Source organism: Mesorhizobium sp. M0159, from assembly GCF_040322295.1.
In the GTDB taxonomy this organism is placed as follows: domain Bacteria; phylum Pseudomonadota; class Alphaproteobacteria; order Rhizobiales; family Rhizobiaceae; genus Mesorhizobium.
Genome location: NZ_JAMYTF010000007.1, coordinates 184,882 through 199,319 on the forward strand (window position 1 = coordinate 184,882; position 14,438 = coordinate 199,319).

The window sequence follows — 14,438 nt, forward strand, 5'->3', positions numbered from 1 at the left end:
CGGACGGCTATGTCCTCGCTTTGACCGTGTCGCCCGGGAACAGGGCGGGCAAACTTTGTTCGGCCGCCGCCCAGGCGCGACTATGGTAACGCCGCAGGATGAGAATGCATGCGGCGAAGACCAGCAGCCCGCAAATCACGCCGGGCGTCATGCCCCCGCCAAACGCAGACTTTACAACGATGCCGGTGAAGACGCCGGCAATGGCGCCATTGATCGTGCCCACCATCCCCGCGGTGGTCATGAAATATTGCAGCGGCGAGGGTCTGAGACCTTTGTCGACCAGCACCGCCGAGGGGTCGTCATGCGTGGAATTGACGAGGTATCTTTGCAGGACGGGCGCCAGTTCGACGAAATAGTGGCGGATCCTGGCCATGCCGCGGGCATGCACCATGTCCTCGATGGCAACCTGCACCGCGCGCACGAAGGTGACCAGTCCGATGAAGAAAAGGCAAGGCAGCAAGATCAGGCTGAACAACACGAACGGCCTGCCCATCTCCGTGACCTGCGCGACGAAGGACAAGGCAATCGTTGCGCTCGAGACCGAGGTCAGGAACAGATCGGCTCTCTGGTTCGCTTCCTGAATGGTCGCGGCGCGAGCGTTTTGCAGGACGAAATGCTCGGTCGTCAGGCACTGCAGGGCGTGCTGCGCCTGGTCAGGCGGAACCGGAGCGTCGGGAGAACGGGTCATCGACATTTGCCCGCTTCTGCCCGCCGGAACCGGCAGGCAGAGGGGGTGTCGTCCTACGAGCCGTCAGGACTTGCCGTCGCCGCCGCTGATGGCGATACGCTTGGCCTTGGCCTGGGCGCGCTCCGTCTTGGGCAGCGTCACGCTGAGCACACCGTTCCGGAACGCGGCGTTCACCTTGTCTTCGTCGACTTCGTAGCCGAGCGGGATACGCCGCTCGAAACGGCCATAGAAGCGTCGGAGAACTGCCTGTCCTTGTCCTCGGTCTCTTCGCGCTTCTCGCCGCGCAGCGTCAGCACGCCGTCATCGAGCAGCAGCTCGACATCTTTCGCGTCCATGCCGGGGATCTCGGCGGTGACGCGGATCTCCTTTTCGCCATCGGCGATGTCGATACTGGGCCAGCTGGCGCTGGCCGCGGAGAGGCCACCGAGCGACGGCAGCCGCGTGTCGAAGCCGCGGAACGCCTCGTCGAACAGGCGGTTCATTTCGCGATGCAGCGTCAGGAAGGGATCGCGATCGGCGTCACGGAACAGGCTGGGGCCTGATTGTTCTCCCGGCCCCAGGGAATGAGATCACGAATAGCCATTGCATAGTCTCCTTTCTCGACTGGTGCATTCAGGCAGCCTGCTCGACCTGCGCGACCTTCGGCCCGGTCTTCGGCGAGGCGACATCGGTCGCGATGGCGATGCGCCGAGGCTTCATCTCCTCGGGCACCTCACGTACCAGATCGATGCTGAGCAGGCCGTTGTCGAGCGAGGCGCCTGCGACCTTGACGTGATCGGCAAGCTCGAAACGGCGGGTAAAGGGCCGTGTGGCGAGGCCATGATGCAGATACTCCGCGTTGTCCGGCTCCTTGTGCTGGCCGGAGACAATCAGGAGGTTGGGTTCATGGGTGATTTCGAGGTCGTCCTCGGAAAACCCGGCTACGGCGATAGTGATGCGGTAGTTGTTCTCGCCGCTGCGCGCGATGTCATAGGGCGGCCAGGCGTCGAAAGCCTGCGGCGCATTTTCCAGCAGGTTGAAGACGCGGTCGAAGCCGATGCTCGACCGATAGAGCGGGGAAAAGTCGAATGCGGTTCTCATAGCTACATCCTCCATCGAGCAACATAGATACGAGGAGCGCCAAAGAGCTGGCGCTCCCTGGCTTCGCCGGCCCCATTTCGGCGACCGGTGCCTTCGATCTGGTTATTGTCCGCCGCAAGTCAAGACCCGGTGGCTTTCGCTTTGCCGGTTTTTCGGGCCGGTTTTCGGTCGGCTCGGCGAGGCTGCCAATCCCCCTTTTTGCGGCGAGATGTCCGGCAGGAGATTGCCTGTTTGGTTTCAATCGCCAACGCTGACTTCCCCGGCCGGTTATTGTCTGCAGCAGGTCAAGACCCAGATTTCTTGTGTTGCCGGGCCCGTTCCCGGCACTCGCAGATGGAGCTGACCATGACACGCGACGAGATCATTTCTGTGCTGGGCCCGGTCGACGAAGCCGTGATCGCCGACATTGCGGCGACGGACGGGACGGTCCAGGAATTGCGCGAGGCCCTGGCCTGGATCGCCGCCGACGAGGCGTTGGTGAACGAGGGCCGACCGCTGCCGACGGCAAGAGTAGCGACGCTGATCGAACTGCTGCAAGGGCCCGACGAGGAGGAATAACCGGCTGTTGCCGCGATGCTCTTGAACCGCGCAGAGAGACGAACCATGTCCTTCAGCGGCGCCGGCCGGCCGCCGGTGCCTGCCAGCATAACGTTGCTTGCTCAAACAAGAAGACGATCAGAAAACAAGGAGGAAGTGATGGACGACGTCCGCTTTGCCGAGCCAATCACGTTGAAATTCCAATCCAGCGAGCGCAAGGTCGCCAGCAGTTGGGAAGCTATCGAATGCATGCGCCAGCAGTGGCCGGACCGTGCACGCGGCCGGAGTTGGCGCGCCGCCTATCGGACCTGCCGCGACGCGCTCGACGGCTGGCGCACCGCGCGTGATGCGCGCAAGGCCTTCGTCAGGGCGGCGCGCAAGGCTGGATTGCTCGCATCGGCCCGCAAGCCTGTCGACCACGCCGGCTAGCCCGGACCCCTCCGACATTGTGAGACCCAAAACAAGTGGGGGAGAGTTAGCTACCTCTCTCCCCCGCTTCGGAGACTTTGTCCGCTGTCTAGCGGCTGATCGGGTTGCTCCTCAGTGGACGGTAATAATGCCGTTTACGGCCCGCCATTCGGAGGGCTGGATCAGGTGATGATGGGCGACGCGCACCGAATGCAGCGGGCCTTCGATCTCGCGCTCCCAGAAATCGAGGAAATGCTTCAGCGTCGGGAAATCAGGGGCGATATCGTATTCCTGCCAGATATAGAGCTGAAGCAGGCTTCGATGGTCGGGCAGACGGTAGTGGATCTCCGCCGTGGTGAGGCCAAACCCTTGCATCTGGAGCTGAAAGTCCCTGCTGGTCATGCAATCCTTCCTTTCCCAATGAACCTCGGTCTGCAAAACGCCTCGCCTTCCACATAGGTTCCAGCCGCCGCAAGCGGCTCAGGAGACGGACAGATTTGGAAATCCGGCCGGGTCATCGCGCCGGAAACGGCGAATGTGCGAACAATTACAGCGTATTGGCACTCTCAGGCGTCGAGTGCTAAAATTTTTGCATTATCCTCTTGAAAGCTGAAAAAAGCGCGACTAGTTCGTATGCGCGCGATGCCTGATGAAGGGGTCGCGCACCCCGTGCCGGGCCGATATTGCCGGTCCGGTCAGGAGGATGTTCGAAAATCTGTTTGTCCCGAGAGGAGAACGACATGGCGTTCCGTCCATTGCATGACCGCATCCTAGTCCGCCGCATCGAGGTCGACGAAAAGACAGCGGGCGGCATCATCATCCCCGACACCGCCAAGGAGAAGCCGCAGGAGGGCGAGGTCATTGCCGCCGGCCCCGGCGCGCGCGACGACAGCGGCCAGTTGCAGCCGCTCGACGTCAAGGTCGGCGACCGCATTTTGTTCGGCAAATGGTCCGGCACCGAGATCAAACTCAATGGCGAGGATCTGCTCATCATGAAAGAGAGCGACGTGCTGGGCGTGATCGAAGCCACGGGCGAAATGAAGAAGGCTGCCTGAGCGGGGCCTGAACAAGCATTCCAGTCAACGAAAAGCTGCCTATCGAGGAGTGTTCCAATGGCTGCCAAAGATGTGAAATTTCATACCGAAGCCCGCGAGAAGATGTTGCGCGGCGTCGATATCCTTGCCAATGCGGTGAAGGTGACGCTCGGTCCCAAGGGCCGCAACGTTGTCTTGGACAAATCGTTCGGCGCGCCGCGCATCACCAAGGACGGCGTGACGGTGGCGAAAGAGATCGAGCTTGAGGACAAGTTCGAGAACATGGGCGCGCAGATGGTGCGCGAGGTCGCCTCGAAGACCAGCGATACCGCCGGCGACGGCACCACGACCGCGACGATTCTTGCTCAGGCCATCGTCAGGGAAGGGGCCAAGGCCGTCGCTGCCGGCATGAACCCGATGGACCTGAAACGCGGCATCGACAAGGCGGTCGACGCCGTCGTCGCCGACCTGAAATCCAATGCCCGCAAGGTGACCAGGAACGACGAAATCGCCCAGGTCGGCGCCGTCTCTGCCAATGGCGATGCCGAGATCGGCCGCTTCCTCGCCGAGGCGATGGAAAGGGTTGGCAATGAGGGCGTCATCACTGTCGAAGAAGCCAAGACCGCCGAGACCGAGTTGGAAGTGGTCGAAGGCATGCAGTTCGACCGTGGCTATCTCTCGCCTTATTTCATCACCAACCAGGACAAGATGCGCGTCGAACTCGAAGAACCCTATGTGCTGATCCACGAGAAGAAGCTCTCCAACCTCCAGGCCATGCTTCCCGTGCTCGAAGCCGCCGTGCAATCCGGCAAGCCGCTGCTGATCATTGCCGAGGACGTCGAAGGCGAGGCGCTGGCGACGCTTGTCGTCAACAAGCTGCGCGGTGGCCTGAAGGTTGCAGCTGTCAAGGCGCCGGGTTTTGGTGACCGCCGCAAGGCCATGCTCGAAGACATTGCCATCCTGACCGGCGGCACGGCGATCTCGGAAGACCTCGGCATCAAGCTCGAGAACGTCACACTGGAGATGCTCGGCCGCGCCAAGAAGGTGCTGATCGAGAAGGAAAACACCACCATCGTCGACGGCGCCGGCCGCAAGGATGAAATCCAGGCGCGCGTCAGCCAGATCAAGGCGCAGGTCGAGGAAACCACCTCCGACTACGACCGCGAGAAGCTGCAGGAGCGGTTGGCCAAGCTCGCAGGCGGTGTCGCCGTCATCCGTGTCGGCGGCTCGACCGAAATCGAGGTCAAGGAGCGCAAGGATCGCGTCGACGATGCAATGCACGCCACACGCGCGGCGGTCGAGGAAGGTATCCTGCCCGGCGGTGGCGTGGCGCTGCTGAGGGCGGCGAAGGCGCTCGACAATATCGAGGTCGACAATCCGGACCAGAAGACCGGCGTCGAGATCGTGCGTCGCGCGATCGAGGCCCCGGTGCGCCAGATCGCCGAAAATGCCGGCGCCGAAGGTTCGATCATCGTCGGCAAGCTGCGCGAGACGGCCGATTTCGGCTATGGCTGGAACGCGCAGACCAACGAGTTCGGCGACCTCTACAGTCAAGGCGTCATCGACCCGGCCAAGGTCGTACGCACTGCCCTGCAGGGTGCCGCCTCTGTTGCCGGCCTGCTGGTGACGACCGAGGCGATGGTGGCCGAGAAGCCGAAGAAGGAAACGCCCATGCCTCCGATGCCCGGCGGTGGCGGCATGGACTTCTAAGGCCAGGCTTCCAAAGCGCGACTTCGAAACGGCAGATGGACCGTGTCCGCCTTCGTCGCCCTCGCCCGCCGCAACGACCTGCTTGCGCCGCAGACGAGCGGGATGGTTGCCGGCGAGAGCGTTGCTGGCGCGACGGTTGCCGACTGGGCAACGCGCGCACAGCGCGTCAACGCCGGTCTGAGCGGTCGGAGAAGTCGCCAATCTCCCCCTTGAGGGAGAGATGTCGCCGAAGGCGACAGAGAGGGTCGGTACGTCCTGGCGCGACGCCCTGTGGGACGAAAGAGAAGGTTGGCGCTTCACGCGAGGCGCCCCCCTCTGTCCTGCCGGACATCTCCCCCTCAAGGGGGGAGATTACGCGCTCAGCCGCTTTCGCTTGCTAAGCCCGTGGTAGCAGCCGGCGCATGATCAGCGAGGCGTGGCCGCCCACGCCGTGTGCAGCCGGCCGGCGCTCGACGACCTCGAAGCCGTGCTTGCGATAGAAGGCGATTGCGCGGTCGTTGCCCTCGATCACTTCCAGGGCGATGCTGGGAATACCCGCATGCGCGGCAAGAACGGCATGCAGCAGGTCGGCGGCAAGGCCGGTGCCGTACTCGCTTTTGTCTATATGGAGCCGCTCGAGCATGACCTCGCCTTTGTCGTCCATCGCGGCCATCGCATAACCGGCGAGCGAGCCGTCAGCCCGCTCGGCGACGAAGGACATCTTGCTGTCGTCCCTGAGCTCGGCCGCCAGCCGCTCCGGCGCGTGCCTCTCATCCGACAGCCGCGCCGTGGTCTCGGCACCCAGGATCGGCGAATAGGTGTAGCGCCAGGACCCTCCAAGCAGCCGCGACACCGCCGGAACGTCCTGTTCGGTCATGGTTCTTATCTGGGTCATTGGCACCTCCCGGGCAGTTTACGGCATCCCAGCGTTCGCTCCGCCATCACCGCCTCACCCGCGATTTCAGCCAGCGATCGAAGGCCACCGCGAGGATGAGGATCAGGCCGATGACGATGCTTTGCGTGTAGGACGAGACGTTGTTGAACTGCAGCCCGTTCTGCAAGACGCCGATCAGTCCTGCACCGACCACCGTGCCGCCGACGCTGCCGATGCCGCCGAACAGCGAGGTGCCGCCGATAACGACCGCCGAGATCACCGTCAACTCGTAGCCGATGCCGGCGACGGCTTCGGAGGAGTTGAGCCGCGCCGACAAAACGAAGGCGGCAAGGCCGGCGAAGAAGCCGACGATGATGTAGACCGAGATCAGGATGCGGTCGACACGCAGGCCGGAGAGCCGTGCCGCCTCGGCATTGCCGCCGACGGCATAGACCGCGCGGCCGTAACGTGTGTAGCGCAGCACGATATGGCAAAGGATCGCGGCAATCGCGAAGATGATCGCCGGCACCGGCACCGGGCCGATCAGGCCGGTACCGAACCAGCGCATCGAGGCGTCGAAGCCGGAGATCGGGCCGCCATTGGAAATCGTCAAGGTCAGGCCGCGAAACACGGTGAGGCCGCCGAGCGTGACGACGAAGGGCGGCACTTTCAGCCTGGTGATGGCAAAACCCTGGACGCCGCCGGCCATGGCGCCGACGACGACGGCGGCGAGAAGGGCGGCGAACCAGCCGTAGCCTTGCGTGCCAGACGTCGACAGCGACAGCGTGTTGGCGGTGCCGCCTTTGGCCACCACCGCCGCGACCATGCCGCAGAAGGCGAGCAGCGAGCCGACCGACAGATCGATACCGGCCGTCAGGATGACGAAGGTCATGCCGAGCGCGATCAGCCCGGTGATCGAGATCTGGCGCATGATGTTGAACAGGTTGATCGGGTCGATGAAGCTCGGCTTCAGCACGGTGAAGACGACAATCAGCAACGCCAGGAACATCAGCGGGCCGAAGCTCATCAGCAGGCGCGCAAGATTGACGCCGCCGCGCTGGCTTCGTTCGGTCGTGCTGGTCATTGCGTTGCTTCCTGCTTCTGGTCGAGCGCCATCAGTTCCATCAGTTTCTCCTCGGTCGCCTCGATGCCGGGCATCTCGCCGGTAATGCGCCCGCGCCGCATGGTGACGATCCTGTCCGACACCGCAAGCACTTCGGGCAGCTCGGACGAGATCATCATGATGGCGATGCCGCGTGCCGCGAGCTCTACCAGGATCTGGTGCACCTCCGCCTTGGCGCCGACATCGACACCACGCGTCGGTTCATCGACGATCAGCACCTTGGGATCGCGTGCCAGCCAGCGGGCAAGGATGACCTTCTGCTGGTTGCCACCGGACAGTCCCTCGATCGCCTGCTCGGGCGAGGCCATGCGGATCGACAGCGTCTTCCTGTAGTTCGCCAACGCCTCGCGCTCTCGCCGCTCGGCCATGAAGCCGACATTGGAGTAGCGGTCGAGCGCGGCGATCGAGAAATTGGTGAGGATGGCGAGTGCTGCGAAGATTGCCTGGTGCTTGCGGTCTTCCGGAACCAGCCCGATGCCGAGCTCGATGGCGTCGGCGGGTGAGGCGGGCGCGATCGGCTTGCCGTCGAGCATGATGGTGCCGGCTGCAATGCGGTCGGCGCCGAAGATGGCGCGGGCGAGCTCGGTGCGGCCGGAGCCGACGAGCCCGGCGACGCCGAGGATTTCGCCCGCCTTGAGGTCGAGATCGACGCCTTCGAGCACGATGGCGTGCGGCGCCTGCGGATCGCGCACCGTGCGCAGGCCGCGCACCGAGAGCCGGACGTCGCCGGCGACATCGCGCTGCGTCGGCCTGGCATAGAGCTCGGAAGCGGCACGGCCGACCATCTTCTCGATGATCTTCGGCAACCTGATCGGCCCGCCTTCGCGGTCGAGATGGCCGGCCAGCCTGCCGTCGCGCAGCACCGTCATGCGGTCGCAGATCGCCGATGCCTCCTCTAGCCGGTGGGTGACGAACATGATGGCGACGCCATCCTTGCGCAGCCGGTCCATGATCGACATCAGCCTGTGCACTTCGGTTTCGGTCAGCGCCGAGGTCGGCTCGTCCATGATGATCAAGCGGCTCTTCAGCGATAGCGCGCGGGCGATCTCGACCAGCTGCTGCTCGGCCACCGACAATGCGGAAACCGGCGTCGCCGGGTCGAGGTCGAGACCGACGCGGGCGATGATCGCGCGCGAATCTTGCTCCATTCGCCGCCAACTCACCAGCCCGAACCGGCCGAGCGGCGCGCGGCCGATGAAAATATTCTCCGCCACGGTCAGCGTGGGGATCAGGCTCAGTTCCTGGTAGATGGTGACGATGCCGTGGCGCTTGGCATCCTGCGGATTGTGCGGATTGAATTCGACACCGTCGAAGACGATGCGACCACTGGACGGCGGCATCACGCCGGACAGGATCTTGAGCAGCGTCGATTTGCCGGCGCCGTTCTCGCCGAGCAGGCCGAGTATCTCGCCGGGGCGGACTTCGAGCGAAACGTCGTTCAGCGCGGTGACGCCGGCAAAGCGCTTGGTCACGCCCTCGACGGTGAGCAGGGCGGGAGAGGGCGCGATGGCGGCTGCCTTGGGCAAAGTTTGCTCCTCGATCATTCGGTTGTCACGCAAGGCTGGCGGGGCAGCGCCCCCCTCTGGCCTGCCGGCCATCTCCCCTCAAGTGGGGAGATTGGCAGCTTCATTGGCTTCGCCTCTTCTGCAAGATCGAAAACTAGCGAAAGCCGACGTGACATCCAATCTCCCCCCTTGAGGGGGAGATGGCCGGCAGGCCAGAGGGGGGCTGTCCCGTCGGCTTCGCCTACTTCGTCTCGCCCAGCCTCTCCGCCTTGTCGAGATTGTCCTTGCCGATGACGATCGGCGTCAAAAGCACCAGCTTTTCCTTTGGCTCGGTCTTGTCCCTGGCGTAAGCGACCGCGATCTGCACGGCGGTGCGCGATTGTTCGCCGGGGAATTGCTCGACCGTGCCGGCCAGTTTGCCGTCGCGCACGGCGACCAGCGCTTCGGGAAGCGCGTCGAAGCCATAGATTTTGACGTCGGTGAAGTTGCGCGCCGCGCAGGCTTCAACCGCGCCAAGCGCCATGTCGTCGTTGGCGCAGATGATCGCGTCGGGCTTGCCGTTGGCGGCAAGGCCGGCCTCGGTGACGGACAGCGCCTCGGCGCGGGCGAAGTTGGCGGTCTGCTCGAAGATGATCTGGTACTTGTCCTTCATGGGATCGAGGACGTTGTGCACACCCTTGTTACGGTCGATCGCCGGGCCGGCGCCGGGCTGACCCTGCAGATGGAAGATCTTGGCGCCGTTCGGGAACGCCGCCACCATGGCCTGTGCTTCGGCCTCGCCGCCCTTGACATTGTCGGCGCCGACATGGGCGAGGATGCCTTCGACGCCTTCGACGCGGCGGTCGATGGTGACGACGGGAACGCCGGCCTTGACCGCTTCCTCGATGGCTGGGGCCAGCGCGTTGACGTCGAGCGGCGAGATGACGATGGCGTTGACCTTCTGCACCAGCGCCGCTTCGATATCGGCGGTCTGCTTGGGCGCCGAATTCTGGCCGTCGCTCTCGACCAGGTTGACGCCTTGCGCCTGGGCCTCAGCTTTGATCTGGTTCAGCATGTGCACGAAGAATGGAAAGCCGAGGCTCGGCACCGAACCAAGGATGGTCAGCTTGTCCTGCGCAAAAGCCAGTCGCGGAGCGGCTAGCGCCAAGGCGCCCATCGCCGCCGACGACAGCAGGAATTCACGTCTGTTGATCAATTTAGTCTCCTCCCAGATGAGCGCATGACCCCGAAACCGGAATGGGTTTTCCGGAAGGTTCCTTGCGTCGATTCAAAAATGGAGTGTCCTTTGAGCGCCCAACTCGCTTTGAAGGGACGCACGGCGCTCCAGCCGGTCCACCGCGACGTTCTCCTCCGCTCGGTGCCTGCCGGCGGATGCTAGCCAAGGCCGGAGCTTTGCGCAAGAACGGGGGCAGGCAAGACCTACCGATCGATCATCACCATGGTGCGCTCGCCGTAGCGCGGCCCGGCGACCTTTCCCGGCGCCAGCGCGTCGTCGAGCACTTGCATCTCGGCTGGGTCGAGCCTGATCGAAGCCGCGGCGACGTTCTCCTCGAGGTATTTTCTGCGCTTGGTGCCGGGGATCGGGACGATGTCGATGCCGAAGTCGCTCCCCTTGTGGAGCAGCCAGGCCAGCGCGATCTGACCTGGCTTGACGGGCTTCGCCGCGGCGATGTCGAGTACCGTGGCCGCCGCCCGCATGTTGGCGTCATAGTTGGCGCCCTGGTAGCGCGGATCGCCGCGCCGGTAATCGCCCTCCGGATAGTCTTCGGCGCGCCTGACATCGCCGGTGAGAAAACCGCGGCCGAGCGGCGAGAACGGCACCAGGCCGATGCCGAGCTCTTTCAGCAGCGTAATGATTTCCGGCTCCAGATTGCGCTCCCACAGCGAATATTCGCTCTGCACGGCCGACACCGGATGCACGGCATGCGCCCGGCGGATATTGGCGGCGCCGGCTTCAGAGAGGCCGAAGAAGCGGACCTTGCCCTGAGCGATCAGCTCGCCGACAGCGCCCGCCACATCCTCGATCGGCACCGCCGGATCGACGCGGTGCTGATAGAGGAGGTCGACGTGGTCGGTGGCGAGCCTCCTCAGCGAACCTTCCAAAGCCTCGCGGATATGTTCGGGCCGGCTGTCGCGCTCGGTGCCGACTTGCTTGCCGTTTTCAATGCGGAAGCCGAATTTCGTCGCGATCGTCACCTCATCACGCCGGCCCTTCAGCGCGCGGCCGAGCAGTTCCTCGTTGGTGAACGGCCCGTACACTTCCGCGGTGTCGAGGAAGGCGCAGCCGAGTTCGATGGCGCGGTGCAGCGTGGCGGTCGATTCCGCCTCGTCGGCCGGGCCATAGGACTGGCTCATGCCCATGCAGCCGAGACCGATTGCCGAGACTTGCAGCCCCTGGCTGCCGAGTTTGCGCATCGTCAATGTCATGTGAAGCTCTCCGGATCAGCATCGCGTTCCAAGCCGCCAGGGCAATATAGCGCACCGGCTCGGTTTCCACAGAGCCGGAGGCGCTACCGCGCGCGGCTCGCAGCGACTGCCAAATTGACAGCCGACACGCTCTCGGCCATCCTTAAGGCACGCCGCCTTGCGGCTTGTGCGTGAGTAACCAGCATGGCCAGTTCCGTCGCCAGTCAGAAATCCAAGCGCGCCGCGGTGCGGAACGCGCTCGACCGCCACAAGGTGTACATCACTGCGCAGCGTTTTTCGGCCGGCAGCTACAGCGCGCGGGTGCTGGTCGACGGCGAGGCCTATTGGGTCGACGAATTCCGGCTCAGCCAGCTGCAGCAGGGCCTGTCGCCGGCCGAACTCGAATTGACGCCGGCCACCGACGATTGAGCGGCGTGACCTGCCATCCTTCGTCATCCCAGGGCGGAGCGGGAGCTAAGCGACGTCGCGGAGACCCTGGGATCCATGCCGTGACATTGGAGCGCCGCTGCGATGGGATTTTGATGCCGCGCTCGTTGCTTTTGCCCACCACCCGCGCCTAGTCCATGCCAGCTCCTTCGAAGCTCAAGGCCTATCGCGCCAAGCGCGAGTTCACGAGGACGCCGGAACCCGCCGGCGGGCTGGTTGCGGGGGAAGGCAACCGCTTCGTCGTTCACAAGCACCACGCCACCGCCGACCACTACGACCTTCGCCTGCAGGTCGGCGACGTGCTGAAGAGCTGGGCGGTGCCGCGCGGCCCGTCGCTCAATCCGGCCGATAAAAGGCTGGCGGTCGAGACCGAGGACCATCCGCTCGAATATATCGACTTCGAAGGTGTCATTCCCGAGGGCGAATATGGCGGCGGGCCGATGATCGTCTGGGACACCGGCATCTGGGCGCCGATGGATGACGTCGAGAAGAGCCTGCGCACCGGCTCCTTCAAGTTCCGGCTCGCCGGCGAGAAGCTCAATGGCGGCTGGATGCTGGCGCGGCTGAAGCCCAAGCCCGGCGAGGATGAGGGCAAGAAGAACTGGCTGCTGTTCAAGGAGCGTGATCTGGCCGCCGACGCCAAGCTCGACATACTGGAAGCCCGCCCGGAAAGCGTCAAATCCGGACGCCGCATCGAGGAACTGGTGGCAACGCCGAAGCCGGCCGCCAAGCCTGCCAGGCCGGTGGTGTTGAAACCCGGTGCTGTGCCGGGCGCCGTCAAGGCGCCGCCGCCCACCCGCATCGTGCCGCAGCTGACTACGCAGGTTTCGAAACCGCCGGGCGGCGATGACCCAGCGGCCCGAACGGGCGAAGTCTGGCTGCACGAGATCAAATTCGATGGCTACCGCACCATGGCGCATCTCGCTAACGGCGCAGTCAGGCTGATCACCCGCGCCGGCCTCGACTGGACGAAGCGCTATGGCGACCTGCCGCTTGCATTCGCCAGGCTGCCGTGCCGCGAGGCGATCATCGACGGCGAGGTCGTCGCGCTCGACGCCAAGGGCATCAGCCGCTTTGCCCTTTTGCAGGATGCGCTGGCCGAAGGCGCCGGCAACAAGCTCCACTTCTATGCCTTCGACCTTCTCTATCTCGACGGCTGGGACCTGAGGCAAGTGCCGCTCCGCCGGCGCAAGACGCTGCTTTCGCAGCTGCTGTCCGGTCTCGGCGCCAACTCCGCCATCCAGTACAGCGATCACGCCGAGGGCGACGGCCAGGCGCTTTATGACCAGGCATCGGAAATGGGGCTGGAGGGCGTCGTCTCGAAACGTGCTACGGCGGTCTACCAGAGCGGCCGCACCAAGACCTGGACCAAGACCAAGGCGCTTCAGACCGGCGATTTCGTTATCGCCGGCTACACAGTCTCCGATGCGGCCGAGGGGCTGGCCGCACTCGGCCTCGGCGAATTCGAGGATGGCGAATTGCACTATCGCGGCAAGGTCGGCACCGGCTTCGACGCCGCCACCGCCGGCGAGTTGCTGGCGCGGCTGGAGCCGTTGCGCGCCGGGGCATCCGCGCCCGAAGGGGTTCCCCGCGAAATCATGCGCGAGATGAACTGGGTGCGGCCGCTGCTTTCGGCGCATATCCACTACGCCAACCGGACCACCGACAATGCGCTGCGCCATGCCGTGTTCCGCGGCCTGCGCGACGTCGGCCTGTCGACGCCGGTTTCGGCCAAGCGCAAGCGGCTGATCGCCGAGGCCGACCTCGCCACCATCTGGGTGACCAACCCGACGCGACGGCTGTTCGGCAAGACCGGCCCGACCAAGCTCGACATTGCCGTCTATTACGCGCTGGTCGGCGATTTCATGCTGCCGCACATTCTCGGCCGGCCGGTGTCGCTGGTGCGCTGCCCGACCGGCAGGCCGCAGGACTGTTTCTTCCAGCGCCACGCCTTCACCGGCATGCCGTCCTCTGTGGCGACTTTCGAAGCGACCAATTCGGAGGGCGAGACCAAATCCTATCTCTCGGTGGAAGACGCCAAGGGCTATCTGGCGCTGGCGCAGTTCGGTGTCGTCGAGTTCCACACCTGGGGCACCCATCGCACGCGGCTCGACAAGCCGGACCTGATCGTTTTCGACCTCGACCCGGGCGAGGGGATCGCCTGGCGCGAGGTGGTTGAGGCGGCGGTGCACATTAAGGGCGAGCTGGAAGCGCTAGGGCTGGTGCCGTTCGCCAAGACGTCCGGCGGCCACGGCATCCACATATCAGTGCCGGTGACGCAAAAGCAGAACTGGAAGAAATTGCACCAGGCGACCAGCGCCATCTCGACGCATCTTGCCGCCACCGCGCCCGACACTTTCACCACCACCATGGGCAAGGATAACCGCAAGCGGCGTATCTTCATCGATTATCACCGCAATGCGCGCGGCCACACTTCTGCGGCTCCCTATTCGCTGCGCGCCCGCACCAATTTGCCGGCCTCGACGCCGGTGAGCTGGAGCGATCTGGAATCCATCGACGCTCCGCAGGATCTGAATTATTCGTCGCTGCCGGGCCTGCTGGCGACGTCAGGCGATCCCTGGGCCGACATGGAAGATTTCGCCAGGGATTTGCCGCCGGTTGGACCTGAGGCTGGCTGACTGTTGAT

General features: G+C 64.3%; 14 protein-coding genes and 1 pseudogene. 6 read left to right on the plus strand and 9 right to left on the minus strand.

Annotated features, from left to right (window positions below; translation table 11 throughout):
* Window positions 1-7 precede the first annotated feature (7 nt).
* The 3 genes and pseudogenes from NKJ32_RS10315 to NKJ32_RS10325 all read right to left on the minus strand — a co-directional run bounded on the left by NKJ32_RS10315 (window position 8) and on the right by NKJ32_RS10325 (window position 1,768).
* A complete protein-coding gene (locus tag NKJ32_RS10315) occupies window positions 8-688 on the minus strand; it encodes a hypothetical protein (protein ID WP_352457308.1) in 681 nt (226 codons plus the stop codon).
* A 63-nt stretch (window positions 689-751) separates the two neighbouring features.
* Window positions 752-1,271 (minus strand): annotated as a pseudogene (locus NKJ32_RS10320) (Hsp20/alpha crystallin family protein).
* 29 nt (window positions 1,272-1,300) lie between these two features.
* Complete coding sequence (locus NKJ32_RS10325) at window positions 1,301-1,768, minus strand: Hsp20 family protein (protein ID WP_352569185.1); 468 nt, start codon at window positions 1,766-1,768, stop codon at window positions 1,301-1,303.
* A gap of 345 nt (window positions 1,769-2,113) precedes the next feature.
* Here NKJ32_RS10325 and NKJ32_RS10330 point away from each other — a divergent pair, with 345 nt between their 5' ends.
* Window positions 2,114-2,326 carry a hypothetical protein gene (locus NKJ32_RS10330; RefSeq protein WP_245274651.1) on the plus strand — a complete coding sequence of 71 codons (213 nt, stop codon included), beginning with the start codon at window positions 2,114-2,116 and terminating at the stop codon, window positions 2,324-2,326.
* Window positions 2,327-2,464: 138 nt separating this feature from the next.
* Complete coding sequence (locus NKJ32_RS10335; RefSeq protein WP_352569186.1) at window positions 2,465-2,734, plus strand: DUF982 domain-containing protein; 270 nt, start codon at window positions 2,465-2,467, stop codon at window positions 2,732-2,734.
* A 111-nt stretch (window positions 2,735-2,845) separates the two neighbouring features.
* Here the strand turns inward: NKJ32_RS10335 and NKJ32_RS10340 are convergent, their stop codons facing one another.
* The gene (locus NKJ32_RS10340) at window positions 2,846-3,115 is read right to left on the minus strand and encodes an usg protein (protein WP_023718102.1); all 270 of its coding nucleotides are present in this window, start codon (window positions 3,113-3,115) and stop codon (window positions 2,846-2,848) included.
* Window positions 3,116-3,453: 338 nt separating this feature from the next.
* Between NKJ32_RS10340 and NKJ32_RS10345 the strand changes: the two genes are divergently transcribed.
* The gene (locus NKJ32_RS10345; RefSeq protein ID WP_352457303.1) at window positions 3,454-3,768 is read left to right on the plus strand and encodes a co-chaperone GroES; all 315 of its coding nucleotides are present in this window, start codon (window positions 3,454-3,456) and stop codon (window positions 3,766-3,768) included.
* Window positions 3,769-3,825: 57 nt separating this feature from the next.
* Entirely contained in the window at window positions 3,826-5,457 is a 1,632-nt protein-coding gene (groL, locus tag NKJ32_RS10350) for a chaperonin GroEL (RefSeq protein ID WP_352569187.1), read from the plus strand.
* A 376-nt stretch (window positions 5,458-5,833) separates the two neighbouring features.
* Here groL and NKJ32_RS10355 read toward each other — a convergent pair whose 3' ends face one another.
* From NKJ32_RS10355 to NKJ32_RS10375, 5 genes are all read right to left on the minus strand, one after another.
* Window positions 5,834-6,331: a GNAT family N-acetyltransferase gene (locus NKJ32_RS10355; RefSeq protein ID WP_352571366.1), complete on the minus strand. Its 498-nt coding sequence runs from the start codon at window positions 6,329-6,331 to the stop codon at window positions 5,834-5,836.
* 46 nt (window positions 6,332-6,377) lie between these two features.
* The gene (locus tag NKJ32_RS10360; RefSeq protein ID WP_352571364.1) at window positions 6,378-7,394 is read right to left on the minus strand and encodes an ABC transporter permease; all 1,017 of its coding nucleotides are present in this window, start codon (window positions 7,392-7,394) and stop codon (window positions 6,378-6,380) included.
* Window positions 7,391-8,959, minus strand: a complete 1,569-nt coding sequence (locus NKJ32_RS10365) for a sugar ABC transporter ATP-binding protein (RefSeq protein ID WP_502896743.1) — start codon at window positions 8,957-8,959, stop codon at window positions 7,391-7,393. The genes NKJ32_RS10360 and NKJ32_RS10365 overlap by 4 nt, the downstream gene beginning before the upstream one ends.
* Window positions 8,960-9,179: 220 nt before the next feature.
* Window positions 9,180-10,130: a substrate-binding domain-containing protein gene (locus NKJ32_RS10370; protein ID WP_023675680.1), complete on the minus strand. Its 951-nt coding sequence runs from the start codon at window positions 10,128-10,130 to the stop codon at window positions 9,180-9,182.
* A gap of 227 nt (window positions 10,131-10,357) precedes the next feature.
* Entirely contained in the window at window positions 10,358-11,365 is a 1,008-nt protein-coding gene (locus NKJ32_RS10375) for an aldo/keto reductase (protein WP_352571362.1), read from the minus strand.
* Between the two features lie 183 nt (window positions 11,366-11,548).
* Between NKJ32_RS10375 and NKJ32_RS10380 the strand changes: the two genes are divergently transcribed.
* Both NKJ32_RS10380 and ligD read left to right on the plus strand, forming a co-directional pair.
* The gene (locus NKJ32_RS10380) at window positions 11,549-11,773 is read left to right on the plus strand and encodes a hypothetical protein (protein WP_023675682.1); all 225 of its coding nucleotides are present in this window, start codon (window positions 11,549-11,551) and stop codon (window positions 11,771-11,773) included.
* 155 nt (window positions 11,774-11,928) lie between these two features.
* Window positions 11,929-14,430 carry a DNA ligase D gene (gene ligD / locus NKJ32_RS10385; RefSeq protein WP_352827498.1) on the plus strand — a complete coding sequence of 834 codons (2,502 nt, stop codon included), beginning with the start codon at window positions 11,929-11,931 and terminating at the stop codon, window positions 14,428-14,430.
* The last annotated feature ends 8 nt before the right edge of the window (window positions 14,431-14,438 follow it).